The following is a 24,748-nucleotide window of genomic DNA, read 5'->3' on the forward strand; positions in this document are numbered from 1 at the left end:
ACTTTTTCCTTGCTAAGATTGTCACACCAGACAACGCTTGTGGGAATTCGGGAAAAATCGGAAACCGTTTTGCAAAAATGCACATGGAGGGGAAGTTAGATGCAATGGGATGACGCTCGAATATTTTTAGCCGTGGCACGTGAAGGGTCATTCAGCAGTGCTGCCAAGCGGTTAGGCGTGCAGCATTCCACCGTTTCACGCCGTATTCGCGAACTAGAGCAAAAGCTTGCGACGCCATTGGTCGAACGAAAATCGTCAGGCTACGTCCTAACCCCGGCTGGTGAAGAATTGCAGATTTCTGCCCTTCGGATCGAAAAGGAACTTTTATCATTTGAAGGATCGGTCGGTGGGCAAGACGAGGATACCGCCGGCGAGTTGCGGGTTGCAGCAATTGCCAACATGGCGTCGACGGTGCTGATGCCCATGTTCGCGCGTTTTAGCGCGGCCTATCCAAAGATCGAGCTAAATATTCAAGTCACCAACGACTCCGTGCGTCTTTCCGAACGTGAGGCGGATGTCGCGATCAGACAAACTAACCAGCCCCGGGAAACCCTAATCGGCACACGCCTGACAACCGTGGCGTCGGCCGTCTACGGCTTACGCAGCTATTGTGCAGCTGTTAATTCTGGACAAGCTGTCGAAAAGTGGGTCGGGGTCGATTGCTGTGATTACCATAGAACTTGGACCAAACGGGCGTGGCCACAAGCTAAACACGAGTTTTACGTTGACGAAACTTCGCTCACGCTTGCTGCTCTGAAAGAGGGACTGGGCGTTGGATTTCTGCCTTGCTTTCTAGGAGACATTGACCCCGACCTAGCAAGATTTCACGAGCCAGAAAAGCAACATCATCTCGGGCTTTGGCTGCTGTACCACCGAGACCTGCGCACCACAAATCGCGTGACCTTGTTCAGCAAGCACATGCAACGCGAGATCAAAAAAGCTACCGCCCTATTCGAAGGCGAGACGCCAATGTCCTTTTAGTCAGACGCAAGAATGGAAAGCCAATGTTTGCACTATTTTTATAATCCTTTTTTGTTTGTCAGAGAACGCTGGATTTGAAGATGCCCGCCAAACTTCCTGCACATTAAACTACTGACCACCTCTCATCCTCCCTGCCGGTGGCCTCATGATATCTGTGATATGGTGCAGTTGCCACGAAAGGTCGACTTTTCGCCGGACATAGTGGTCACTTAACTTATGAAACCGCACCATGCGGCCTTCGCGACCGCAGCGAAGATCTTGTGTTGATGGCTCCTGCATAGCAAGACATTTTTGATCAGATTTGTGCATTTGTCAGAAGCAGTCATGTGTTCCCGCTGCCCGGCAGTTGGTTGCAAGGCAATCAATGAGAGGGGCCTGTTTGCGCGGTTTTGACCGCTGCCCCCCTCTCGGCAGATTGCTACGCAATCGCCTGCTGGGCAACGGATGGGTTCCGCAGACCAAGTCCCTTACAGCTTAGCGGGCTATATCGCCCGGGACTTTCGACGGGGTGTCCTGGTTTTGGCGGCAGACTTATGCACCATCATCTCGTGGGTCTTGCTAACTCTTTGTTCTTCCTCTCTTAAGTAATGTGCGTTGTATAAGGTTCGTTGCGCGTTAAAACGGCCCAGACGATCCTTGCCGTTTTATTGGCCCCTCTCGGGCAGCGATAGCGACGGTTGCGACGCGCGCGGGTTTTCGTTCCAGCAGTGATGTCAGCCACTTGCTTGCTCGCTCCGGGTGCGACTTGGTCTGTCGGACGAGTGATGTCATGCTAACGACCAGCAATGATCGTAAGTATTGATCACCCATTCACTGCCCCCTCTCACACATGCTGTGCATGTGTTGCCCGGCAACGGGACAGGGTATTGCGTCACGCCATGGGCGTGCTTGCAGCACGACGCAATGTCCCGAGAGGGTTGTAATGCGCCCGAGTTTCTCTTTACCGCCGCTGGATTTGTTCGCGGGCGTCAACCCCAACCATGCTGCAAACTCGCGGCCATTGCTGAATTGATGGCCATCACCAATGCTGGCGATGATCGCCGAGGCTGTCACAACACCAACGTCCCACTGCCCAGCAGGGCATGTTTACATGCCCGAGAGCGGGAATAGTGCGCAACAAACGGACCCGCACATCTTCCTTGGCGACCAGCTTGAGCCGATCTTCATACCACCGAATCCGTACATGCAATGCCATGAGATGTTCGCATAGATTATGGATCACTTCCTTGGCAATTTCGGGCAAGTCTAGCACTTCGCCTACTAAAACATCCTCTGCAAATCCGATGATCCTCGCGAGGCCCCTCGCGATGTAAACGCCGAACTCAGCGACCAGGCCACGCAAGCTATTGATCAGCTGCGTGCGTTGGCGGACAAGCAGAGCCCGTGTGCGATGGAGTGACAGCAGATCTTGTTGCTAAACGGTTTTTGCAACAAACCGCCCTCTCGGTGAATGCAAGCTTCACCTGCCGGCAATGATCGTCGGACGGGTCACCGCTTCACAAATCGCCTCTGCATCGATCGCATCAGACTTGCCGCGCTTAACGTATGGCTTGACATATATCGGCGGGATCAGCCGAACATCATGGCCCAACGCCGTGAGTTCCCGGGCCCAATGATGCGCGCTGCTACAGGCCTCCATGCCAATCAGGCAGGGATCAATCTTGGAGAAGAACGGCAATAGCTGTGCGCGTCTCAAAGGCCGGTTGAAGGCGACCTCTTCGTCTTCAGTGATCCCATGAACTTGAAAAATGTTCTTGGCCAACCTCTCAGCGATTGCTGCGCATTCGCCTGCTGGTCGATGGATCAACGCCGATTGTGGTAACTTGCATGGGGTTGGCTCCTTTTATAAGTAGGTTTCGACACCTGCAGTATAGCGCATTGCGACGCTGGTTGGAGCAGGAGCCATCAACCCCATCAGGTTTAGCCGATTCTGTTGAAAAACACCGTGTTGCGCGTGCAGAAAGTCTGGCGTTGAACTGGGCGCAAGCGCCTTTCTTATCAGGCTTTGCACGCTTGCTGCGGTGCAGGAAGGATCTTGGCCAGTTTGCGGAGGTTTTGGGCGGTTGCGGCGAGTAGAAATTCGTCATTTGCGCCGCATGGTCCTCGTAATCGAAGCCGTCCTAGCCCCAGGATGCGTTTGAGGTGAGCGAAGAGCATCTCGAGCTTTTTCCTCAGTCGCATTGAAACGGCGTATTGCTTGGTCTTAGCAATATCTCGGGCGACCTGGCGGGCGTCTTCGTGTTCTTCGCGGGTGATCTTGCGCACATCTGCATTCGGGCAACATTTAGGTTTTGAGGGACAGGCTTGGCACGACAACTTTAGCGCCTGATACTTGGCGACGCCCTTGCCGTCGGGGCCTCGACTGGGGTCGGAGAAGTTGCGGCGGAACTGCTTGAGCGCTTCGCCTTCCGGGCAGATGTATTGGTTGTTCTCAGCGTCCCACTCAAAGTCTTCCCTACTCCAGGTGCCATCGGTGCGACTGGCTTTATCCCCTTTCGTGCATGCGAACATGCACTGCCGGGCAGTGAATGACAGGGATGTGCGGGGCGATGCCACGATCTACTAACCATCCCAGCATCGGGCCGGACCCGTAAGCGGTATCTGCGATGATGCGTTCAGGATCTAAATCAAACCTATCTTTGACGCGATCCAGCATCGTGCGCACGGACCCAACTTCGGCCTGACAGATCGACCGCGTGGCCTCAACATCCATTGCCCGGCGGTCGTTTGCGCTGCAAACCATGAGAGGGGACAATCACGGCATTACCCGTGTCGATCAAGTAATTGGTTGAATAGGCAAAGAATGCAGGACCTTTGCGTGCTGCGGTCCACTGGCTGGCTGGGTCAGAATGCGATGTGAACTTGGGTTCCACTTCTGAGGCGGCACCAAATGCAGCGTCATCTAGAACGCCAAGATATTCCATCACAGCGCGCGGTGCTTGTGATGGGTCGATCGCGCTGTGATCCCAATCGGCCTTCGGTGTTGAGTTCTGCTTGTTAGCGTCAGCTTCGATCAAACTGGCATCTGCCGCAAAGCGCTGGCCACTCACCAACCCCTCCGCCATGCATCGCGCCACAGTCGTTTCAAACAAGTGACGCAGCAGATCGCTGTCGCGGAAACGACCATGCACTGCCCGGCAGTGGTTTGCTTGCAAACCATGAGAGGGGCGGTTCTTGGAGAATGTCGAATGGTCCGGCACGCGATCCGTCAAATCGAGGCGGCAGAACCACCGATATGCGAGGTTCAGATGAACCTCTTCGCAAAGCCTACGCTCCGAACGAATGCCGAGACAATAACCGACCAGCAACATCCGGATCAGAAGTTCGGGATCAATCGAGGGACGGCCGGTGTTGCTGTAAAATGGCGCCAAATGCTGACGGATGCCAGACAGATCAGCGAAGCGGTCAATGGATCGCAGCAAGTGATCCTGAGGGACGTGATCGTCGATCGAAAACTCATAAAACAACGCGCCTTGCGCCTCTTGCTTCGGTCCCAACATCGAAAATACGCCCAGTTGTTAGGAACAATTGAATCAGACGGGCGGTGCGGAAGTGAAGGACTACCGGCTGACGCCGGTAGCCTCATTTAGAGGAATGCAATTCCAGATACTGCGTGGTGATGTCGTCAGTCACATTTCCAGAGGTGGTTGAGAAATATCCGCGTGCCCAAAACCGCCTGCCCCAGTAGCGCTTGCGCAACTCAGGGAATTCCATCTGGATGCGGCGCGACGAGCGGCCCTTTATGCGTTGCATAACGTTGGACAGGGACAGTTTTAGTGGGATCGACAGGAACATGTGCACATGATCGCGTCCCAGCACACCTTTTGCGATACGGACCCCCATTTCGGCGCATGTTTGCATGATAATCTCACGTATCCGCTCTCGCATCGCACCCTGCAAAACCTTGTATCTATGTTTTGTGACCCACACGACATTTTGTGACCCACACGACGTGAAATCTGTGGTAAAATCACATGTGCGCGGATGAGGAATAACGCATGATCTTCTCTCCTGAATTTTGAAACCATACTGCTAATGTGGGTTTCAAAATTCAGGAGAGAAGATCAATCATAGATTCGCTGAAGCTGACCGGCTAGAAGCCGGTGGTTCGATCCATTAGGTGGAAAATCAACAAGAGTTTTTCAACAAAATACGCCCTTAATGATATAAAGCACGTGGTGCAGCATTTGTTACTCAGGGCTCATATTCTAACACTCCCAATTCACCCACCCCACCCTCAACGAACCACAGGCAGGTCAGCAAGCCGCGTGGTATATCTTGGACTTAGGTGATCGGACCGCAACTGCCAAGGTCGCTTCATCCCTTCGCTCGCCAAGACCAGGGTTTTCTTCCCAAACCTGTTGTTGACTTGATCAAGCGCACTCATGAGAGCAGCAGACTTCGGCTTCTCAACATCAAAAAGGGTCAGGGGCCGATCCTCGAAGCGAATGAGGTCGGCAAGCATTATCCCGGCTTTCGTAAAGCCATACATCTGCCCCTCGCCTTTCGGCCAAGCCGCTTGCGCGCACCGTCGTGCTGCTTCGACCAGACCAAACGTATCTGACGACATTGGCGTGATGCGCGTTGAGCGTGAGCCTGAATACTGCGGTCGGTCTAAGCGGTGCCGGTTCGTGTGGAAGAACACAGTCAGTGTTCCAGCCACCAAGCCATGTTGGCGTAGCTTTTCAGCTGCACGGGTCGCATGCGCAGTCACCGCCTGAAACACTGTGTCAAAATCCATCATAGGCGTTCCGGCAGACCGCGTGACCGCCATACCCTTGCGCTGCGGCTCTATGTCATCAAATGCGAGACAGGCTTCACCTTGCAGCTCAAGCACCGTCCGTTCCAAAACGACTGAACCAACAGCCCGCGCTTGCTTTGTCGGCATATCGCGCAGGTCAGCAGCAGTATAAATGCCAAGCTTTTGTAATTTGGCATCTGTTTTGCGCCCTATCCCCCAAATGTCGCCAACGGGTACTTTCGGCAAAAGCCAAGCCGACAACGCGTCATCCATCACATCCAACACTCCACCAAAAATTGGGTTCTTCTTCGCTATGTCATTGGCGCACTTTGCCAGCGTTTTGGTGGGAGCAATCCCGATCCGCACGGGCACACCAATCCGGCGTAGCACCTCGCGCCGCATGGCCCGCGCATGTGTGTCCCGATCTTTAAAACCACCAAAATCCAAGAAGCATTCATCTATCGAGTAGATCTCAACGTTGGGTGTGAAATCCTCGTACACCTCAACAACGCGTCGGCTTATGTCGCCGTAGAGCGTGTAATTGGAGCTGAACACTCGGACACCATGCGCTTTGATCTTGTCTTGCAACAGGTGCAGCGGTTCGCCCATTTTAATGCCAAGGGCCTTTGCTTCGTCACTGCGCGCCACGGCACAGCCGTCATTGTTCGACAGCACGATCACTGGCACATTCTTCAAGGTTGGATCAAATATCCGCTCCGCTGAAACATAGAAGTTGGCGCTGTCCGAGATCGCAATGGGCCGCTTCATTCAAGATCATACCGTCGCACCACACCTGCAATAACGCCCCATATCTCGCTGTCTTCCGTCAACTCGATATCTGGAAAGCTCTCTGTGCTGTTGGCTGGAGCCAGAAAATACCGCCCGTCCCGCTTGCGCAACATCTTCGCGGTCACAGCACCTTCAACAACAGCTAAAACGGCGCGCCCAACTCTCCGCCTACCAGCACGGTCTACAGCGATGATATCCCCATCTCGAATGCCTGCATCCCACAAACAATCGCCCTCAACGCGCCACCAAAACGTTGATGACGGGTGCCGAACAACCCACGAAATGGGATCAATCTCGTCCTCAAGGTCATCTCCAGCAGGCGACGGGAACCCTGCGCTGACGGCGTTAGCAACCAGACGAACAGGGATACCATTTGCAATAACTGGCGTCTCAACTGGAAAAACAGGCACATAATTCTCCCTTGGTGTTCTGGTAATGTTCCTCCATCTCTCTCAATTTGATATCAGGTGTCAATGACCAACGATGGGCAACGTGGCCTATTCGGCTGGCAGCCTTTGGACAGCACGCATCCAAAGCTATTGGCGAACCCAACGCTTGGCGTGTTCTCTTTATGTTCCTATCTTTAGAGACTAACCAAGTGGAGCTTTAATCATGACAAATACCGTTAAGACCGAAGAGCATCTGCAGTCGAACGATTATTATATCGTACCTGCGACGGCAAAGCAGCTGAGCTATGCGCGTCAAATCGCGAGCTCGTACAAGAAGTCTTTGCCCGAGGAAATTGAGCAGAACAGGTATGCCTTGTCGCGCTGGATTAATGATAACAAACCTGAGCCACTAACAGGGCGATTTGCAAACTACCCATCCTCAAAACAGGTTGGATTTGCCGAACGTATTGCGCGTGTGAAACGTAATGTGGTGCCACACGAGTGCTTCAGAGATAAAACTGCGATGTCGCGCTGGATTGACACAAACCGTTAAGGTGGTGCCACAGCGTTATGCACATCACATATGAATTTGACAGAAGCGTGACTTTGAGTTCTCATTTAGCGCCCTGTCCGCGACGGCATGCTTCACAGATTGTGCCTTAAATCATTGTAGACCTTCGACTCAAACAAATCCGGATACGTCTTATCTGTGCGAACGCAATGATCAGCCCGCTGGGAACAGGCAGAAAAACTGCCTGAGTGGCTCAAGCATTATGATATATGGCCGTTTACTCGACCCACTCACCAATTTCGTAGCCTTCTGCAGTCAGCCGTCCCTTTAGGATACGCCTGATCATCTCAGGTCGAGACCAGTCTTCACCAGCCTTCGCTATCATATCGTCTAGGCCCACAATGGTGTTTGCGTGCAGCCTTACCAAAATTCCGGTGGTGTCCCTTTTAGGGGGTGCCATTTGTCAGATTCCTATCTGCATTTCAATATTGATATGAGTAGCACCTGATAACCGATGCTGCATTCAAATTAATATGCAGCTCCAAGTAAAATTATGCATTGCAATATCAATATTGATATAAAACAGATGAGGCAGAGCTCGAACTCTGGCCTCATCCTATCACTGGACCTTAATGGAGAAGACCCGATGACTACTTTACCAACTAGCATTCCCACCCCGAGCAACGTAACCCCTTTCCTATTCGTCAGTCCTCGTCCGTCGGGGAAATTCGACATCGCACTCGGCCTGACGCTAAAAGCGCTGGAGGCAGAAGTTGCGGTTGATGTGTGCAGGAATCCAAATCAGCTTTCTAGGCTCAAACATGCAAGCCATTCAGCATGGTTGGCCGCAAATACTGTGCTTGGTGAATGCTTGCGTGTACCAACATATGGTAATGTTGCCGCGGGCATGATCGAGCTTTTCCAAGACCGTGCGAAGTTTTTCTCACTGCACGGACCGACAACTTGCAACAAAGTCATTGCTTTTATCAGCGATGAGCTGCGGGGTCCTCGCTTTCAATACCGCCGCAAGCAGTTCATCAATGCTGTCGTTTTGATGCAGGTCTACATGTCACAGAACGAGTTCGAGTTCAGCGACATCCCGGACAAGATTCCCGCGACTGTATAGCCTGACTGCCTCGTAGCTGCGCACCTCACAGACGCCCGCTTGTCCAGAGTTGATCTGGGCAAGCACCAGGTATCAGGCGCGCGAACGACAGCTCATATACAGCCACCAGCCCAGCTCCACTTTTGAAAGATGATGACATGTGTTCATCCCCCCGCAATCGCGGGCAGCGCTCGGCTGCTTCTCACCCATCCAAAGCCAAACGTTGCACGACGCCAATCCCAAAGGCATGGCATCCCATCGCGGAGGCCAAAGGATTTACCATTTTGGGGCGCGGTGCCACGAGTGCACATCTGCAGGTTAAGTGTGGCGTCTGCTGACGTTGCTCTACAATTCGGCGCAGCGTTGTGATCGAGCATAACCCGCACTGCCATCATTGTATTCAGGATCGGAGAACTGCTGCAGCAGCAAAGCTCAACACGGTTCTTTTGCGGCCCGATCCAGCCTCTAAGAAGCACCGGATTTTCCGGCTGCCCTGCGGACATGTGGTCCGGCGTCATTTCATCCGCGTTGAAAAAGCCGCCATGCCAGGTGGCCACGCACTTGGCTGTGACATCTGCCCTGAGCAAAGTTACGCAAATGCTGCAACCGATATTGGGTGGACCCTTGTCGGTCCAACCCGATTGAGAACGCCGGTGGAATACTGCACCACTTAGCGGCTGGATTATCCGGCTGCAGATAGGCTGATTGGCCTGTCCTGCTAGGCCCTTCGTTTTGACGGGGGGCGGGATTGAAGCACGTGGAATTATATGGACGCGTTCGTCACGCCGTTCTTGTTGATGGCATGAGCCGTCGGGAAGCGGCGCGTATTTTTGGGATCAACCGTCGCACTGTTGAGAAGATGCTGAGGTTTTCGATCCCGCCAGGTTATCGGCGCGACAAAGCGATCCGTCGCCCAAAGCTGGATGCGTATACGGGGATCATCGTTGAGACCCTTGAGGCAGACAAACTGGTCCCCAAGAAGCAGCGACACACGTCGAAGCGGATATTTGAACGACTGCGTCCCTCTCATCGATACTTCGTATCGACTGCCGGGCAGTGGATGAGCATCGCTTTGCTGGGGGCATGACGATTGTGAAGGATTACGTCTTCGCGACCAAACAGCGTCAGCGGGAGATGTTTGTGCCTCTATCACATCCACCAGGTCATGCTCAGGCTGACTTTGGTGAGGCGCTTGCCATCATCGGCGGCCCCTCTCGGTGATGCGAGCATCGCCTGCCGGGCAATGGTTGAACGGAAGATCCACTTTCTGATGATGGACTTACCACATTCAGATGCGTGTTTTTTGAAGGCGTACCCGGCCGAGACAACCGAGGCGTTCTGTGATGCACATGTCGCGGCGTTCGCGTTCTTCGGCGGCGTACCTGTGTCGATCCTGTACGACAACACGCGGATTGCCCCTCTCGGCGATGCAAAGCATCGACTGTCGGGCAATGGTGGCCCGCATTCTGGGGGACGGCCAGCGCAAACGAACTTGGGTGTTCTCAGAACTGGTGTCCCATTATCTGTTTGAGGATCGGTTTGGCCGCCCGGGTAAAGGGAATGACAAAGGTAAAGTCCCCTCTCGTCAGATTGCTATGCAATCGCCTGCCGGGCAATGGAAGGGGCGGTGGGGTACACCCAACGGAACTTCATGGTTCCGAAGCCTCAGTTTGCCAGCTTTGATGATCTTAATGCCCATCTGGCCGAACGATGCTGCAAGCGCATGGATGACAAGCTGCGTGGTCACAAAGGCACGATTGGCGAACGATTTGTGGCTGATACGGAGCGGCTTCAGCCTTTGCCAGTTGTTCCCTATGACGCCTGCGACAAACAATCTGTTCGGGTGAGTTCACTGTCGCTCGTACGGTATCGCGGCAATGATTATTCTGTTCCAACAGCCTTCGGTCATCAGGAAGTTCTGGTGCGTGGCTATGTGCATGAGGTGGTGATTGCCTGTGAAGCTGACGTCATTGCTCGTCATGCCCGGTCTTGGAAGAAAGAGGATTACATCTATGATCCGCTTCACTATTTGGCGCTGATCGAGCAGAAGACTAATGCGCCCGCGCGCAGATGCGCGCAATTATGAGATAGACGGCCTATGGCCGTCGGGCAAGGCAGCCCCGTTGGCTGATTGGGAATTGCCCGAAGCCTTCATCATCCTGCGCCGCCTCATGGATATCTGCCAAAAGCCCACGTTGCCGTCACATCCGCTCGCGACTACATGGCGCTTCTGTCGGGAGGTGGGTCATGACCGACACGCCCCAGCTGTTACTGGCCCATCAGCTAAAGGCCCTGCGCCTGCCGACTTTCCTGCGTGAGTATGACAAAGTTGCCAAACAATGCGCGGCTGAAGGGGTCGATCATTCCCGCTACCTTTTGCGCCTCGCCGAACTGGAGCTCATCGATCGGGAACGGCGTATGGTGGAACGGCAGATCAAGGCTGCGAAGTTCCCCGCCACCAAAAGTCTGGACAGCTTCGACTTCAAGGCCATGCCCTAGTTGAACAAGATGCTGGTGATGGAGCTAGCGCGCTGTGATTACATCTCCCGTAACGAGAACATCATCGCCGTAGGAAACAGCGGGACCGGCAAGACGCATATTGCTCTCGGCCTTGGGCTGACGGCCTGTCAGAAGGGTCTGGCTGTCGGCTTCATCACCGCATCGGCGTTGGCGCACGAACTCCTCGAAGCCCGGGATGAGAAGCGCCTGCTGCGTCTGCAGCAGCAACTGAGCAAATACAGCCTGCTGATCATCCCCTCTCGCGCATGCAAGCATACGCTGCCGGGCAGCGGATGAACTGGGATATGTGCCACTATCGCCAATCGGTGCAGAATTGCTATTTGAGGTCTTCTCACAACACTACGAGCGCGGATCAACAATCGTAACGTCCAACCTACCATTCGACAAATGGACCAACACATTCGGGTCTGAGCGCCTCACAGGCGCACTTCTTGATCGACTGACCCACCATGTTCACATCCCGGAAATGAATGGTGAAAGCTACCGCCTCAAGCACAGCCGCCAATCGGGAAAATCCTAAAGCGCAAACACCGCGCTCCAGTTTGACCACAGCCCCGCACAGCTTCGTCGCTCTGTGGGGGCACTTCGCCGTGCGGGACTATGGACAAACCTACATCCAACAAAGTGGCGCAGTTTTAATCCGGCAAGATCCCACCAAGTAGCGCACTTTTAGTCCGGCGTTGACACCTGTTTGTGTTTTTTCTTGTTCAACTGGTTCTGAGCATGATGCTTGGCATCTACTACTTGGCCGACCGCATTCATCGTGATTAGCCCCATAAGCATGGTCAAAGATTTGTTGGAATAGCACGCAACAAATCCCGCAACATTTAGATTTCCAAAATGACGTAAGCATTTATTTTTATGATATTTACAGACTAACACAACACCTACCACGGGAGCCAAATGTATGGCGAAAATCAGCATTCCAACTCCCTACTGGTCCATACCAATATGCGCGTCAACGAACATGACAATGTACCGCAGTCGATCAAAAAAATGGCGACATGTCTAAAATGCCTGACTTTTAGGCTTTCAGACCCTTTTTTCGCGCCATACGTGTGCACACAGTCATAAATTCGCTGATTTTCAGTCTGCCGCCACGCGGTCTGCCCATGGACACCTGCTAGACACGATAACTGGGCAGTTTTGTGAACGCGTCGCGCAGCGCAGCGCCCCAACCCGATGAAATCGCATGATACACCGGATCATCCTCTTCGATCCGTGACACGCGGCTGCTGTCCAACGACCCGGATTCGTAAATTTGCAAATCGAACGGCATGCCGACGGACAGGTTGGATTTTACGGTTGAATCAAATGACACCAACAGCAATTTCACCGCGTCTTCAAAACTCATCGCGGGGTCATAGGCCCGTATCAGGATCGGCTTGCCATACTTCGTCTCGCCGATCTGAAAAAACGGTGTGTCTTCCGTTACTTCAATGAAATTTCCCGCCGGATAGATCATGAAAATCGCCGGTTGGCCGCCGTGGATCTGACCACCGACAATGACGGACGCGCCAAACTTGTCGCTAGCGGTCTGCCCGCTCGGGGCGCTGTCAGCGATGACCTCTTTCAGGGTCGCGCCGACCAGTCGCGCGATCTGAAACATCGTATCGGCAGCCAAAATGCTTGGATTTCGATCCTCGGGCGATTTTGATCGTTCTTCCAACAGGCTAATAAGCGACTGGGTCGTCGCCAGATTGCCTGCCGTCATGATGGTAATCGCGCGTTCGCCCGGAACATTCCATGTGAACATTTTCTTGGCGACGGCAAAATTGTCGACGCCCGCGCTGGTGCGGGTGTCCGACATGAATACCAGCCCTTGATTGAGCCGCATGCCGATACAGTAAGTCATTTTGATACCTTGACGGATTCTATAAGCTCTATACTTACTGCTGCACCTGCAAAGATACAATTAGGCTCTCGTCGGCATTGCCCATACGCAGACCTTTTATCGGCGATGCATCACTGGCGTCACGCCCCGCGGCAATGCGCACATATCGTTCATCGGGGGAATAGCCGTTGGACACATCAAACCCGACCCAGCCCAACCCGTCGATATGCGCTTCAGCCCAAGCATGGCTTGCGTCTTGGTCCACAGTTTTGTTCATCATCAAGTAGCCGCTGACATAGCGCGCCGGAACGCCCGCAACCCGTGCGGCGGATATGAAAATCTGCGCGTGATCCTGGCAGACACCTGCCCCGATGCGCAACGCGTCTTCGGCGCTGGTCTGCGCGTTTGTAGCACCGATGGTGTAGGGCGCAGCACCCAGCACAGCCGCAGACATCGCATGCAACCCGTCCAGAACCGACCCTTCTTGGCCGATCAACTTTGCAAGCGCCTTAACCCTGTCACCTGCCATCGTCTTATCAGTTGCCTGCAAGAAATGCCAAAGCGGTGCGCGGCCATAAACCATGCCCAGCACACCGCTCGTTGGGACAGTTTCAACCGTTCCACGAGCAACAATCTGCAACGATTGCCCGCCCTGTTGGATACTACACAGATCAACATGGTTGCCGTAGTGATCCGAGTATCCGGTTTCGATTTTACCGCCGTTGACGGTGATCTTCCAATCCAGCACCGTTTGAAGCGGATTTGTCAGTGGGCGCAGGCGCACCTTTTGCAGCGCGTACCCTACGGGTATGCTGTAGGCGTAATCCGTTTTATGGCTGATGTGCAGTTTCATTTAGCCGGTGAACCGGTAGTCCCCTTCGATTTGACCCGCCAATCGCGACGTCTCCCCAATGACACGGGTTACAAACTGGTGCAGACCCTCTTCAAAAATTGACCCGATATCACGGCCCTTAAACAAGGCCTGAAGCGCATCCGCCTGATCGTTCGATCCAAGTCTCTCGCCATAGCTGTCCGATAAATGGTCAAGGTTCTTAGTGATCTCGCCCGCACAAAACGCTAGCGACCGCGGCATACGGTCGTCCAAGATCAAAAACTTGGCAATAGCAGGCGCTGCAAAGTCATCGTCAACGGCCCAACGAAAAGCGCGGTGTGCTGACACGGACCGCAACAGGGTTTCCCACTGCACATTGTCCATCTTACTGCCGACAAACGCCGGCGACGGCAGCAGCGCATAGTATTTCACATCAATAATTCGCGCCGTGTTGTCCATCCGTTCAAGGGCGGTGCCAAGGCGACAGAAATAATACATATCATTGCGCAACATCGTCCCAACCAGCGCACCGCGCACCAAGGCCGATTGCTGGCGGATCGTAGCAAGCACGGCTGGAAGCTCGGTCTCGGGAATTTGGTTTTTTAGCAATTCTTTCAACAACATCCACGTGTCGTTGACGGCATACCAGACTTCGGTCGTCAGGGCTGTGCGGGTCAAGCGCGCGTTGTCGCGTGCGGATTTGACCATCGACAAAACTGAACCGGAATTGGTCTGGTCGCGCAACAGAAAATCAACCACCTGCGTGCTGTCATACCTTGTATGTTTGGTCTTGTATTTGGCTTGACTGGCCAGCGTCACAATCACTGATTTCCATTCAGCTTCGGCATCATCAGACCGTGTCAGCGCAATGCGAAATCCAGCTTCGATCAAGCGCGCGGTATTTTCCGCCCGCTCAAGGTAGCGGAACATCCAGTACAGACCACCTGCGGTTTTTCCCAGCATCAGTCTTCCAATACCCACGTATCTTTGGTGCCACCGCCTTGCGATGAATTCACCACCAGCGACCCTTCGGCCAACGCCACCCGCGTCAAGCCACCTGGTGTGATGTTAACGCCCTTCGGTGACATCAACGCAAACGGGCGCAAATCGACGTGACGCGGCGCAAGACCTGCATCGGTGAAAATCGGCACGGTCGACAGCGCCAGCGTTGGCTGCGCGATATAGTTCGAAGGCCGCGCTTTCAATTTCACTGCAAAGTCCGCAACTTCTTTTTTGCTGGCAGCAGGCCCCACAAGCATGCCGTAGCCACCAGATCCGTGCACTTCTTTAACAACCAGATCAGCAAGGTTATCAAGAACATATTTCAGCGTGTCCGGTTCGGAACATCGATAGGTTTCGACGTTCTTCAGAATCGCCCGTTCGCCCGTATAAAACTTAACAATGTCAGGCATATAACTATAGATCGCTTTGTCATCCGCAACACCTGTTCCCGGCGCATTAGTGATCGTGATATTGCCCGCACGGTAGACATCCATGATGCCCGGAACGCCCAGCATCGACGTCGGATTGAACGTCAGCGGATCAAGGAATTCATCATCCACACGGCGATAAATCACGTCGATCACTTTGTAACCGCGCGTGGTGCGCATAGCGATATGACCGTCCACAACTTTCAGATCATGGCCTTCAACCAGTTCAACACCCATCTGATCAGCCAGAAAGCTGTGTTCGTAATAGGCTGAATTGTGAATCCCCGGCGTCAGAACCACAACACAGGGCCGCCCCTTGCAAGACGGTGGCGCTGACGCCTCAAGCGCGCGGCGCAGGTTTTTCGGGTAATCGCTGACCGGCTTAACCTTGATTGATGCGAACAATTCGGGGAACATCTGCAGCATGGTCTCGCGATTTTCCAGCATATAGCTCACGCCCGACGGGGTGCGCGCATTGTCTTCGAGCACAAAGAAATCATCAGGCCCAGTGCGCACAATATCAGTGCCAACAATGTGGGTATAAATCCCGCCCGGTGGCGTGAAATCCATCATCTGCGGCAAGAACGCGTCGTTGTTGGCGATCAGTTCAGTTGGTACAATACCAGCCCGCAGAATTTCCTGTCTGTTATAAACATCATGCAAGAACGCATTGATCGCATAGACGCGTTGCTCGATGCCTTTGGACAGCTTTGTCCATTCCTTGTCTGAGATTATACGCGGAACCAGATCAAACGGAATCAGCCGTTCTTCTGCGTCGGACTGGCCATACACGTTGAACGTGATACCGGTTCGCATAAAGAACGCTTCGGCCTCGGCGGACTTTTGCGCCAAGCGTTCATTGTTCTGCTGGGCAAACCACGCGTCGTACTTTGCATAGGGTTCACGCGCGCCATCACCAGATCGCATTTCGTCAAAAAACTTTGTTTTAACCATCCAAGCAGCATGACCCGAACCGAAACGAGGCGCAATGAGCGATAGGCCCATTTTCGCAGTTTACTAAGGATACTTGGTCTTTGGATTACCTACCGAAGCGAAGTGATGAATATCTTGCCGCAAAAACAGCACAAAAATAAACACCAGACACGATGGTTTGGCGTTTATGAGATACTGCTGTGTTGGCCCACCAAGAAGCAGACGCGCCTCGGGACAGTTCGCGACGATCCCTGCCAGTTGCGATGCCAGTGCCATATCGGTTTTGTTCACGCTCATCCAGCGCGATGCATATTCAATCGACGCCTAGTTCGTCGCTCGCTGGTTGCACAACTGTCGTACCAGCACCCAAAGCCACGTCCAGACCCAACGGCCAAAATAGCTACTGTCGGCGCAATCCTAGGTAGATGTTTTAAGAATGTGTTGCTCATTCCCCGCCCAAGCAGGTCATCGAAATGACTCTCAACCGGATGCGGCAGCAAGGCCGTCTATATATGGGCATTGGCATGACATTTAGCGGCAAAGCTGAACCGAACATCAACATAATACGAGTGATCTACAGATTTACCCTCCAAATGCCCCACAGGGTGCCTGCTATTGCGCCCACGATCCTGCTTTTACGCGGCAAGCAGACCCAAGTGCCCCATTTTTGCCATAATAGCGCCGCGCCGGGACCTTCATCGCGTGCTTAGGTGTCATCATGGCACAACAGCAGGCCAGTATTTAGACGGTTTTTCCGACCGTCATGAGGCTGACACCAAAGGCAAAGAGGAACCGCACCATGCCGACGCAACCCCAAACGCCAATTCCATCGCCCCCGCAACCGTCGCCCCATTATACGCGGCGCCGCCCAGAACCGCCCAAGCCCACCGTCTTCAAGCCTGTCCTCTTCAAAGACTTCGCGAGCATTTAGGTTCGAGCAATTCGTTTTACGTCTGCGCCGCTGATCTCTTTGGTCAGGTAGCGTAAAGCCGATCAGTGAACACGCTGGCGAGGTGTCCTCCCTCACCCGCGCCGCCGACCCACTGGTCCTTTTATCGACCCCACGTTAGGGTTCGAAGATGGCAGCAATATCGACCATCAGAAACATCGGTCCCGCATCACAAGCAATGTACAACGCAGCTGGCATCATGACAGCGCAAGACCTGCGTAACATGGGCGCGGACGCGGCATATGCGCGGCTTTTGCAAACCGGAAACCCACCGCATTTCATCGGCTATTACACCTTGCACATGGCGTTACAGGGCCGCCCGTGGAACGATTGCAAGGGAGAAGAAAAGAAGGCGCTGCGCATGACCTTCGACGCTTTGAAAGCCGCGCATTTCAACACCGCCAAATCTGAACTGGACGCTTTCATGGATCAGATCGGCCTGATTGATCGGCAATAAATCGCGCGGCCAGAACCGATCCACTGTTGCGCCCAACCCCGAACCACTAAGGTTGTGGTATGAAATACCTCCTACTTATTTTTGGTCTTGCGCTGACGGCGTGTTCCCAAGCCCCCGAACGCGCGCCGCAAGCCGCCCTTTATCCGAATGAAACGCCGCAAATGCGCGCGCTGATCGTGAAATATGCGGCGATCCATGAGATCCCCGAAGCCCTGCTTCACGCGGTCATCCAGCGCGAAAGCGACTACCGCGCGCAGGCCCGCAATGGGCCCTACTACGGATTGATGCAGATTTTACCGCAAACCGCGCGGGGCATGGGGTTTACTGGCGCGCCAAGCGAACTTCTGATCGCAGAAACCAACCTGATCTATGCGGGGCGTTATCTGCGCGGCGCGTGGCTGATCTCGGACGGAGATATCGATACCGCCGTGGGATGGTACGCACGTGGATATTACTACGAAGCCCGCGATCGCTGTTTGTTGGTTGAAACCGGACTGCGAAACCGCGAAGTGCGTCGCGACTGCTAGTGCGCGATATAAATTAGCGTCGCATCACCGCCACCCCGATCCCGCCCAGCACCACCATTGACGCCATCACGATATCAAATGTGACGACCTCACCCAACAAAACTGCGCCCGCGATGATTGCGATGACCGGCACACTTAGCTGCGCCACCGCCCCTGTTGTCGCGGCGATCTGTGGTAAAACGCGGTACCACAGCGCATAGCCAAGGCCGGACGTCACACCACCACACACCACCGCGACCACCGCGCCAGCCGGCGACCAACCGCCACCCAATAGCATCAACACAAACGCGGCGGGCAGCAACACAACAAAGCTCAGCCCCATATCCGCCAACGGATCGCGCGATCCGCGTCCACGCAGCGAAAACACGCCCCAGCCGACGCCTGCCAAAGCCATGAACGCGACACCAAGCCCGTCTAACGCCAATGTCTCGGACGGCCAAAGCAGCCAGCCCAATCCCGCCATCGCGATTCCCATGCCCAGCCATTGGCGCAGCGTCGGCTGCGTGCCTGCCAAGGCAGATCCGGCAAACATCGTGATCTGCACGACCCCAAACAGGATCAACGCGCCCACACCCGACGGCAACGTCAGGTAGGCCAGCGAAAACGGCACCAAGTATATTAACAACGCACCCGCCGTCAGACTGCGCGCACGGTCCAGGGCCGGCCACCCTCCGCGCAAACTGACCAAAGCCGCCAACATCACCGCCCCCGACCCCAACCGAATGCCTGAAAATAGCAACGGGTCCATACCAAACAGGTAAATCCCAGCGCGGCTGAGCACGGAATTGGCGGCGAAATTCATCATAACAACGGCGATCAGCACGAAAAGTGGCATGCGGAAGATCCTTGAATGGACGCAGGTACTCAAACGAAAAAGGCCCCGCCGGATCACACCGACGAGGCCCATAATTTCGAACGCTAGGTGGCTTAGCCGACCAGCTCAAGACCAGAGAAGAAGTAAGCGATTTCTTCTGCAGCCGTTTCAGGCGCGTCCGACCCATGCACGGAATTCTCGCCGATGCTCAGCGCGAATTCTTTGCGGATTGTGCCGTCAGCGGCGTCGGCAGGGTTCGTCGCGCCCATAACTTCGCGGTTTTTCGCAATCGCGTCTTCGCCTTCAAGAACCTGAACAACAATAGGCTCGGAAACCATGAATTCGGTCAGTTCGCCAAAGAACGGGCGCTCGGAATGCACGCCATAAAACTCTTGCGCCTGTGCCAGTGAAAGCTGAATGCGCTTAGATGCGATGATGCGAAGGCCTGCGGCCTCAAATTTTGCGACAATCGCGCCTGTCAGGTTACGCTTTGTGGCGTCTGGTTTAATGATCGAAAATGTGCGCTGGATAGCCATTGAGTGTACCTCGTTTAGGATGAAAGATTTGCGCGCCTGCTAGCACGGAGCCCAAGCGTTGAAAACACCTGATTGACCGCCGCCCCGCACCATGGCAATGCCCCTCCATGTTACGCATTTCAGAAATCACATATTCCGTGCAGGGCCGTACCCTGATTGAAAACACCACCGTCACGATTCCGACGGGCCATAAGGTTGGCCTTGTCGGGCGCAATGGCACGGGTAAAACCACGCTGTTCCGCATTATTCGTGGTGAAATGGTCTTGGACACGGGCGGGATTTCCATGCCCAAAGGCTGGAAAATTGGCGGTGTCTCTCAAGAAGTGCCGGGCAACGAAGTGTCGCTCCTCAACACAGTTCTGGCCGCAGACGTTGAACGGGTGAACCTGCTGGCTGAGGCCGAAACCGCAACCGACCCCACCCGCATCGCAGACGTTCAGACCCGACTTACGGATATTGACGCATGGTCCGCCGAAGCGCGCGCCTCCTCAATCCTCAAGGGTCTCGGCTTCACCGCCCCTGAACAACTGCAACCCTGTTCGGCGTTTTCGGGCGGTTGGCGCATGCGCGTCGCGCTTGCGGCCGTGCTGTTCAGCGAACCCGACCTGTTGCTGCTCGACGAACCGACAAACTACCTCGACCTTGAGGGCGCGCTGTGGCTTGAAAACTATCTGGTGAAATATCCCCACACGGTTTTGATCGTCAGCCACGACCGCGAATTGCTGAACCGCTCCGTGGGCGGTATCCTGCACCTCGAAGACAAGGGCCTGATCTATTACACTGGCAATTACGATATGTTTGTCAAACAGCGCGCCGAAAAGCGTGCGTTGGTTGCATCAGCTGCCAAGAAACAAGACCTCAAGCGGGCCCACCTACAGGCCTTTGTTGATCGCTTCAAAGCCAAAGCATCCAAGGCAAAACAGGCGCAGTCACGCGTAAAAGCCCTCGAAAAAATGGAAACAATCCGCATGCCAGAAGATGCGGCACGCACTGTTTTCACGTTCCCCAAGCCCGAAGAACTGTCGCCACCAATCATTGCCACCGAAGGCGTATCTGTCGGCTACGGTGACACGATCGTGTTGGATAAACTCGACCTGCGGATCGACCAAGACGACCGCATCGCGTTGCTTGGGCGCAACGGCGAAGGTAAATCCACGCTGTCCAAACTGCTGTCGGGTCGCCTTGAAAAGATGGGTGGCAAATTTTCGTCTTCCAACAAACTGCGCATCGGTTTCTTCGCCCAACATCAGGTCGATGAACTCTACGTTGATGAGACCCCGCTAGAACACCTGTTCCGCGTACGCGCCGCCGAAGGCCCGGCCCGCCTGCGTGCGCGTCTTGCCGGATTTGGCCTTGGCGCCGATCAGGCCGACACCGAAGTCGGTCGCCTTTCGGGTGGTCAAAAAGCCCGCCTGTCACTGTTACTGGCCACCATTGACGCGCCGCATCTGCTGATTCTGGACGAACCAACCAACCACCTCGACATCCAATCGCGCGAAGCCCTCGTCGAAGCGCTGACCGCATACACAGGCGCTGTGATCCTTGTTAGCCACGACATGCACCTGCTGTCCCTCGTCGCGGATCGCCTCTGGCTGGTCAAAGACGGCCGCGTCACCACCTATGACGATGACCTTCCGGCCTACCGCCGTATGTTGCTAACGCCGGATACGCGCAAAGCTGACAAGGCCAAACCACCAAAACCCGCAAAGCCCAAAGCGTCCCGCGAACAACTGCTGGCAATGAAAGCCGACGTGCGCAAATGCGAAGACCGTGTCAATAAAATTAATGATATGGCCGATAAACTGTCCAAGAAACTTGCCGATCCTGCGCTTTACGAAGATGCCCGCGTCGGTGAACTTGAAACATGGAATCGCAAATACGCCGAAATCCGCGAGGCTCTGAAAAAGGCCGAAAGCCTGTGGATGATCGCCCTCGAAAGGCTGGACGCTGCCGACAAGCCTTAACTCTCTTCTTCTTCTGCCTCTGCTACGCTCTGTCTTTGTCTCATAAATATCTCCCGCGGAGCGTCCCAGCCTTGCGATCCACGGGCGACCGGTAAAGGATCACTGTCATGGACCCGCAATTCCTCATCACCGCCTTCGTCGCGTTGTTTGTCGTGATCGACCCCATCGGTCTGGCGCCACTTTTCGTGGCACTCACCGCTGGAATGTCGACGCAGAAACGCCGCGCCATCGCGATCCGCGCCTGCGTTGTGTCGATTGGCATCTTGCTGGTGTTCTCGATATTCGGTCACAACATCTTGGCTTTCGCTGGTATCTCAATGCCCGCATTCCGAATTGCGGGCGGCATATTGCTGTTCCTTACAGCGCTCGACATGCTGTTTGAACGCCGCCAAAAACGCCGCGAAGACCGCGCTGAAGAAGAAGACATCGACGATGACGATCCATCCGTCTTCCCGCTCGCGATCCCCCTCATCGCGGGCCCGGGGTCGATCACTACAATCATCCTGCTGGTCGGCCAAACGGAAGGCACCAAAGACTATGCCGCCGTCATGGGCGTACTGCTGGCAATTATGGCCTTGGTATTTTTGATGTTCCTCAGCGCCAGCACCATTGAACGTCTGCTTGGTAAAACCGGCATCACCGTCGTCACCCGCCTGTTGGGGATGCTACTGGCCGCGCTGTCCGTGCAATTCGTTCTCGACGGGCTGCGCTCTTTTGGTTTGGGAACCTAGCCCTATATGCTGGGTATGGATGTTGGAAAAATTGTAGGAATCGCCCTGCTGCTTATACTTAGCCTGTCGCTTTTCGGCTCCTTGTTCAAGTCGGCGAGGATGCGCAACGCCCTTATCTGGGTCTTGATTTTTGGCAGTGTGATCTTTGGTGCGGGCGGATGGGACGAAATCAGCCGCAGCTTTTTCCAGCATCAGGCCACCTTCACTGAAGCCCGCGTCGAAGTCCCCAAAGGCCGCGACAACCATTTTAGATTAACTTTGCAAATCAACGGTATAGACGTCGATTTCTTGGTCGATACAGGTGCAAGCCAAGTTGTGTTAAATCAAGCGGACGCTGCCCGCGTCGGTCTCAACCCCGACACCCTTGCCTACATTGGCATCGCCCAAACCGCGAACGGCGAAGTTGCGACAGCGCCCGTCAGACTTGACCGTGTTGACCTCGGTGACATCAGCGACACGCAGGTGCGCGCCAGCGTGAACAGTGGCCAAATGGAAAACTCCCTGCTCGGCATGTCTTACCTCAGCCGATTTGAATCCATCGAAATCCGCCGCGATGTGTTGATTTTGAACCGCTGATTACGTCTCGGCTTTCTTTTCCCATTTCCCTGCCGCTTGGCTCCAATACTGCGCCGAACAGCCCGCGTCCTTTAGGGTTTTCCACTGCACCCGCGCGTGGGCCAAGGCGTCGCCGTCATGGCCGTCAAACAGCACACAGCTCCGTTGTGCCGCGTGCGCCTCGTCCGCACTGATATCGGCGCCATGCACCGACATCAGACAGGTCGGTGTATGGCCAGCACCCGTTGCGTAAGTCAGCAAAATCGGCTGCTCAGCGTCATGATCGCCGCCCGCCAATCCATGCGGTAAAAACGCCTCAGCCGGACCGCCCCACAGCGCTTGATCAAGCCGTTCCATCGCCCCTTTATCACGCCCACGCACCTCAACCACCCATCCCGCGTCGCGGGATTTGTTCAGCAACATCGGCAGCGTCTGTTCCACCGATGCGCTGGTGAGATGATAGAAATAGACAGAGCCCACTGTGTTAATCCTGTTTCAAAAAAATCTAATCACCATTCGCATTCGAGCACGGCGAGAGGCAGAAAATGGCGATTCAGCTACCATATTTCACATTTATCCCGCTTCGTAACCATCTGCTATAAAACGATTTAGCGCCATGACGCCCCACCCCGTAGCACCAACCGGTGCCAACGCAGTTTCGGCCTTTACCGACGCCACACCCGCAATATCCAGATGGATCCAAGGCATGTCATCTTTGATGAACCGCTTGATGAACTGCGCTGCTGTAATTGACCCAGCTTCGCGTCCGCCGACGTTCTTCACATCAGCGATCCGGCTTTTCAATTTGGCATCATACGCCGCCGACATCGGCAACCGCCACGCGCCCTCACCCTCGGCCTGCGCCGCTTTCATGAAACCGTTTGTCAGGTCATCATTGTTGGAAAACACGCCGGCATTTTCATGGCCCAACGCCACAATCACCGCACCCGTCAGGGTCGCTAGATTGATCACACCCGTGGGCTTAAACCGGTCCTGTGCATACCAGACCACATCAGCCAAAACCAAACGCCCTTCGGCGTCTGTGTTGATGACCTCAATCGTGTCGCCCTTCATTGATGTGACCACATCACCGGGGCGCGTCGCCCGATCAGACGGCATATTTTCGACCAGTCCCACGAGCCCAACAACATTCGCGCGGGCTTTGCGCAGCGCCAACGTTTTCATCACACCCGCCACAACGCCCGCGCCGCCCATATCCATGGTCATGTCTTCCATGCCACCCGCAGGTTTCAGTGAAATGCCGCCCGTGTCAAACACGACGCCCTTGCCGACCAGCGCGAACGGCGCCTCGTCGCCACCGCCATTCCACTGCATCACCACCACTTTAGACGGGCTCGCGGACCCAAGACCGACACAGAGCAGCGATCCCATCCCAAGCTCTTCCAACGCGTCTTCTTCCAGAACCTCGACTGTCATGCCGAGGTTTTCCAGTTCGACCAAGCGATCGGCGAATTCTGTAGTGGTCAGCACATTTGCAGGCTCGTTTGTCAAATCACGTGTGAAAACAACGCCTTGTGCCACGGCCATCGCCACGTCAGCCGCCGCTTGCAGATCGCTGGGCGCTGTCACCATCACCTCAATTGCGCCAAGCGTATCTTTGTCACCGGTTTTGTGGGGCGTAAACGTATAGCTGCGCAGCGCCGTGCCCAGGGCCACGTCTTCCATTCGGCCTATGTTGCCGCCCAAAATCAGCACATCGGCCTCGCCACGCGCCTTAGCGATTGACGCCCCTGCTTTGCGGGCGTCTTCAACCGACGGCCGCCGCCCCAGCTTCACCACGATCACCTTTGCAGCGGCAATCCCTGCCGGAAACGACAGTGCAATCGCATCACCGGTTTTGAGCTTTTCAAACTGCGTACTTTCAACCGCCCGCGCGACAGCCTTTTTAGTCAACGCGTTCAGCTTGCGTGCTGCCAAACCCAGTTTGCCATCAGGCGTCGCGAAAATCGCAATCGCGCCCGCGTGGGTTGCCAATTCATCCAAGTTGGTTTCAGAGATTTTCAGCATTGCAAGGTCGGTCATAGATCACCTGTTTGGTTTGGGATTTTACGTTTAAGCAATAGCTAGCTTGCCACCCACCCAAACGCCAGACAGGACTTGGGTCCACGGGCCAAATGCGCTAGCAACGG

Annotated in this window: 23 protein-coding genes and 5 pseudogenes; 10 read left to right on the forward strand and 18 right to left on the reverse strand. The window is 54.7% G+C overall.

All coding sequences use genetic code 11. The features are described from left to right. Positions 1-99: 99 nt before the first annotated feature. The gene (locus OAN307_RS13615) at positions 100-981 is read left to right on the forward strand and encodes a LysR family transcriptional regulator (RefSeq protein ID WP_015500270.1); all 882 of its coding nucleotides are present in this window, start codon (positions 100-102) and stop codon (positions 979-981) included. A gap of 580 nt (positions 982-1,561) precedes the next feature. On the opposite strand, the pseudogene OAN307_RS31655 reads toward OAN307_RS13615, so the two are convergent. The 6 genes and pseudogenes from OAN307_RS31655 to OAN307_RS13640 all read right to left on the reverse strand — a co-directional run. Beyond that, positions 1,562-1,794, reverse strand: a pseudogene (locus OAN307_RS31655) (IS110 family transposase); the annotation flags it as partial. A gap of 105 nt (positions 1,795-1,899) precedes the next feature. Next, positions 1,900-2,713 (reverse strand): annotated as a pseudogene (locus tag OAN307_RS31340) (IS110 family RNA-guided transposase); the annotation flags it as partial. 266 nt (positions 2,714-2,979) lie between these two features. After that, positions 2,980-4,481 (reverse strand): annotated as a pseudogene (locus OAN307_RS13625) (transposase). A gap of 82 nt (positions 4,482-4,563) precedes the next feature. Beyond that, positions 4,564-4,911 carry an IS200/IS605 family transposase gene (gene tnpA, locus OAN307_RS13630; protein ID WP_015500271.1) on the reverse strand — a complete coding sequence of 116 codons (348 nt, stop codon included), beginning with the start codon at positions 4,909-4,911 and terminating at the stop codon, positions 4,564-4,566. 307 nt (positions 4,912-5,218) lie between these two features. Then, complete coding sequence (locus OAN307_RS13635) at positions 5,219-6,490, reverse strand: Y-family DNA polymerase (RefSeq protein WP_015500272.1); 1,272 nt, start codon at positions 6,488-6,490, stop codon at positions 5,219-5,221. Continuing rightward, positions 6,487-6,921 carry a LexA family protein gene (locus tag OAN307_RS13640; protein ID WP_015500273.1) on the reverse strand — a complete coding sequence of 145 codons (435 nt, stop codon included), beginning with the start codon at positions 6,919-6,921 and terminating at the stop codon, positions 6,487-6,489. Before OAN307_RS13640 ends, OAN307_RS13635 begins: the two co-directional genes overlap by 4 nt. 202 nt (positions 6,922-7,123) lie before the next feature. Here OAN307_RS13640 and OAN307_RS13645 point away from each other — a divergent pair, with 202 nt between their 5' ends. Then, complete coding sequence (locus OAN307_RS13645) at positions 7,124-7,453, forward strand: hypothetical protein (protein ID WP_015500274.1); 330 nt, start codon at positions 7,124-7,126, stop codon at positions 7,451-7,453. A 235-nt stretch (positions 7,454-7,688) separates the two neighbouring features. On the opposite strand, the gene OAN307_RS13650 is transcribed toward OAN307_RS13645, so the two are convergent. Continuing rightward, a complete protein-coding gene (locus OAN307_RS13650) occupies positions 7,689-7,871 on the reverse strand; it encodes a hypothetical protein (protein ID WP_015500275.1) in 183 nt (60 codons plus the stop codon). Between the two features lie 186 nt (positions 7,872-8,057). Between OAN307_RS13650 and OAN307_RS13655 the strand changes: the two genes are divergently transcribed. Next, positions 8,058-8,537 carry a hypothetical protein gene (locus OAN307_RS13655; RefSeq protein ID WP_144055580.1) on the forward strand — a complete coding sequence of 160 codons (480 nt, stop codon included), beginning with the start codon at positions 8,058-8,060 and terminating at the stop codon, positions 8,535-8,537. A 143-nt stretch (positions 8,538-8,680) separates the two neighbouring features. Here OAN307_RS13655 and OAN307_RS13660 read toward each other — a convergent pair whose 3' ends face one another. Beyond that, entirely contained in the window at positions 8,681-9,073 is a 393-nt protein-coding gene (locus OAN307_RS13660; protein WP_044043743.1) for a hypothetical protein, read from the reverse strand. Between the two features lie 245 nt (positions 9,074-9,318). Between OAN307_RS13660 and istA the strand changes: the two are divergent. Beyond that, positions 9,319-10,693 (forward strand): annotated as a pseudogene (gene istA / locus OAN307_RS26515) (IS21 family transposase); the annotation flags it as partial. A 70-nt stretch (positions 10,694-10,763) separates the two neighbouring features. Next, positions 10,764-11,556, forward strand: a pseudogene (gene istB, locus OAN307_RS13670) (IS21-like element helper ATPase IstB). A 149-nt stretch (positions 11,557-11,705) separates the two neighbouring features. On the opposite strand, the gene OAN307_RS28055 reads toward istB, so the two are convergent. The 6 genes from OAN307_RS28055 to OAN307_RS13695 all read right to left on the reverse strand — a co-directional run bounded on the left by OAN307_RS28055 (position 11,706) and on the right by OAN307_RS13695 (position 16,362). Further along, positions 11,706-11,960, reverse strand: coding sequence for a hypothetical protein (locus OAN307_RS28055; protein WP_144055581.1), 255 nt, complete (start codon positions 11,958-11,960; stop codon positions 11,706-11,708). Positions 11,961-12,159: 199 nt separating this feature from the next. Continuing rightward, positions 12,160-12,891 carry a proteasome-type protease gene (locus OAN307_RS13675; protein ID WP_015500277.1) on the reverse strand — a complete coding sequence of 244 codons (732 nt, stop codon included), beginning with the start codon at positions 12,889-12,891 and terminating at the stop codon, positions 12,160-12,162. Positions 12,892-12,925: 34 nt separating this feature from the next. Then, positions 12,926-13,723: a transglutaminase family protein gene (locus OAN307_RS13680; RefSeq protein WP_015500278.1), complete on the reverse strand. Its 798-nt coding sequence runs from the start codon at positions 13,721-13,723 to the stop codon at positions 12,926-12,928. Then, positions 13,724-14,665, reverse strand: coding sequence for an alpha-E domain-containing protein (locus OAN307_RS13685; RefSeq protein ID WP_015500279.1), 942 nt, complete (start codon positions 14,663-14,665; stop codon positions 13,724-13,726). It lies immediately after the preceding gene. Then, on the reverse strand, positions 14,665-16,086 hold the full coding sequence (locus tag OAN307_RS13690) for a circularly permuted type 2 ATP-grasp protein (RefSeq protein ID WP_044043746.1): 1,422 nt from the start codon (positions 16,084-16,086) through the stop codon (positions 14,665-14,667). Before OAN307_RS13690 ends, OAN307_RS13685 begins: the two co-directional genes overlap by 1 nt. Positions 16,087-16,149: 63 nt before the next feature. Next, the gene (locus tag OAN307_RS13695; protein WP_015500281.1) at positions 16,150-16,362 is read right to left on the reverse strand and encodes a hypothetical protein; all 213 of its coding nucleotides are present in this window, start codon (positions 16,360-16,362) and stop codon (positions 16,150-16,152) included. 782 nt (positions 16,363-17,144) lie between these two features. Between OAN307_RS13695 and OAN307_RS13700 the strand changes: the two genes are divergently transcribed. Then, positions 17,145-17,471, forward strand: coding sequence for a TfoX/Sxy family protein (locus OAN307_RS13700; protein WP_015500282.1), 327 nt, complete (start codon positions 17,145-17,147; stop codon positions 17,469-17,471). Positions 17,472-17,530: 59 nt separating this feature from the next. Further along, the gene (locus tag OAN307_RS13705; RefSeq protein ID WP_015500283.1) at positions 17,531-17,998 is read left to right on the forward strand and encodes a transglycosylase SLT domain-containing protein; all 468 of its coding nucleotides are present in this window, start codon (positions 17,531-17,533) and stop codon (positions 17,996-17,998) included. A gap of 13 nt (positions 17,999-18,011) precedes the next feature. Here OAN307_RS13705 and OAN307_RS13710 read toward each other — a convergent pair whose 3' ends face one another. Beyond that, positions 18,012-18,833, reverse strand: coding sequence for a DMT family transporter (locus OAN307_RS13710; RefSeq protein WP_044043748.1), 822 nt, complete (start codon positions 18,831-18,833; stop codon positions 18,012-18,014). A 92-nt stretch (positions 18,834-18,925) separates the two neighbouring features. Next, entirely contained in the window at positions 18,926-19,348 is a 423-nt protein-coding gene (ndk, locus tag OAN307_RS13715) for a nucleoside-diphosphate kinase (protein ID WP_015500285.1), read from the reverse strand. A gap of 107 nt (positions 19,349-19,455) precedes the next feature. Here ndk and OAN307_RS13720 point away from each other — a divergent pair, with 107 nt between their 5' ends. From OAN307_RS13720 to OAN307_RS13730, 3 genes are all read left to right on the forward strand, one after another. Continuing rightward, positions 19,456-21,312, forward strand: a complete 1,857-nt coding sequence (locus OAN307_RS13720; RefSeq protein ID WP_044043749.1) for an ABC-F family ATP-binding cassette domain-containing protein — start codon at positions 19,456-19,458, stop codon at positions 21,310-21,312. A 107-nt stretch (positions 21,313-21,419) separates the two neighbouring features. Beyond that, the gene (locus OAN307_RS13725; protein ID WP_015500287.1) at positions 21,420-22,043 is read left to right on the forward strand and encodes a MarC family protein; all 624 of its coding nucleotides are present in this window, start codon (positions 21,420-21,422) and stop codon (positions 22,041-22,043) included. Between the two features lie 6 nt (positions 22,044-22,049). Beyond that, positions 22,050-22,619, forward strand: coding sequence for a retropepsin-like aspartic protease family protein (locus OAN307_RS13730; protein WP_044043750.1), 570 nt, complete (start codon positions 22,050-22,052; stop codon positions 22,617-22,619). Here OAN307_RS13730 and OAN307_RS13735 read toward each other — a convergent pair whose 3' ends face one another. Next, positions 22,620-23,078, reverse strand: a complete 459-nt coding sequence (locus OAN307_RS13735; protein WP_015500289.1) for a DNA polymerase III subunit chi — start codon at positions 23,076-23,078, stop codon at positions 22,620-22,622. 93 nt (positions 23,079-23,171) lie between these two features. Next, positions 23,172-24,641: a leucyl aminopeptidase gene (locus OAN307_RS13740; protein ID WP_015500290.1), complete on the reverse strand. Its 1,470-nt coding sequence runs from the start codon at positions 24,639-24,641 to the stop codon at positions 23,172-23,174. Between the last annotated feature and the right edge of the window lie 107 nt (positions 24,642-24,748).

The organism is Octadecabacter antarcticus 307, assembly GCF_000155675.2.
Classification (GTDB): Bacteria; Pseudomonadota; Alphaproteobacteria; order Rhodobacterales; family Rhodobacteraceae; genus Octadecabacter; species Octadecabacter antarcticus.

Bases quoted from the DNA above. Each gene is read 5' to 3' on its own strand.
- OAN307_RS13615 (WP_015500270.1), top strand. From the start codon at position 100: ATGCAATGGGATGACGCTCGAATATTTTTAGCCGTGGCACGTGAAGGG.
- OAN307_RS13635 (WP_015500272.1), bottom strand. From the start codon at position 6,490: ATGAAGCGGCCCATTGCGATCTCGGACAGCGCCAACTTCTATGTTTCA.
- OAN307_RS13645 (WP_015500274.1), top strand. From the start codon at position 7,124: ATGACAAATACCGTTAAGACCGAAGAGCATCTGCAGTCGAACGATTAT.
- OAN307_RS13650 (WP_015500275.1), bottom strand. From the start codon at position 7,871: ATGGCACCCCCTAAAAGGGACACCACCGGAATTTTGGTAAGGCTGCAC.
- OAN307_RS13655 (WP_144055580.1), top strand. From the start codon at position 8,058: ATGACTACTTTACCAACTAGCATTCCCACCCCGAGCAACGTAACCCCT.
- OAN307_RS28055 (WP_144055581.1), bottom strand. From the start codon at position 11,960: ATGCTGATTTTCGCCATACATTTGGCTCCCGTGGTAGGTGTTGTGTTA.
- OAN307_RS13675 (WP_015500277.1), bottom strand. From the start codon at position 12,891: ATGACTTACTGTATCGGCATGCGGCTCAATCAAGGGCTGGTATTCATG.
- OAN307_RS13680 (WP_015500278.1), bottom strand. From the start codon at position 13,723: ATGAAACTGCACATCAGCCATAAAACGGATTACGCCTACAGCATACCC.
- OAN307_RS13685 (WP_015500279.1), bottom strand. From the start codon at position 14,665: ATGCTGGGAAAAACCGCAGGTGGTCTGTACTGGATGTTCCGCTACCTT.
- OAN307_RS13690 (WP_044043746.1), bottom strand. From the start codon at position 16,086: ATGGTTAAAACAAAGTTTTTTGACGAAATGCGATCTGGTGATGGCGCG.
- OAN307_RS13695 (WP_015500281.1), bottom strand. From the start codon at position 16,362: ATGAGCGTGAACAAAACCGATATGGCACTGGCATCGCAACTGGCAGGG.
- OAN307_RS13700 (WP_015500282.1), top strand. From the start codon at position 17,145: ATGGCAGCAATATCGACCATCAGAAACATCGGTCCCGCATCACAAGCA.
- OAN307_RS13705 (WP_015500283.1), top strand. From the start codon at position 17,531: ATGAAATACCTCCTACTTATTTTTGGTCTTGCGCTGACGGCGTGTTCC.
- OAN307_RS13710 (WP_044043748.1), bottom strand. From the start codon at position 18,833: ATGCCACTTTTCGTGCTGATCGCCGTTGTTATGATGAATTTCGCCGCC.
- ndk (WP_015500285.1), bottom strand. From the start codon at position 19,348: ATGGCTATCCAGCGCACATTTTCGATCATTAAACCAGACGCCACAAAG.
- OAN307_RS13720 (WP_044043749.1), top strand. From the start codon at position 19,456: ATGTTACGCATTTCAGAAATCACATATTCCGTGCAGGGCCGTACCCTG.
- OAN307_RS13725 (WP_015500287.1), top strand. From the start codon at position 21,420: ATGGACCCGCAATTCCTCATCACCGCCTTCGTCGCGTTGTTTGTCGTG.
- OAN307_RS13730 (WP_044043750.1), top strand. From the start codon at position 22,050: ATGCTGGGTATGGATGTTGGAAAAATTGTAGGAATCGCCCTGCTGCTT.
- OAN307_RS13740 (WP_015500290.1), bottom strand. From the start codon at position 24,641: ATGACCGACCTTGCAATGCTGAAAATCTCTGAAACCAACTTGGATGAA.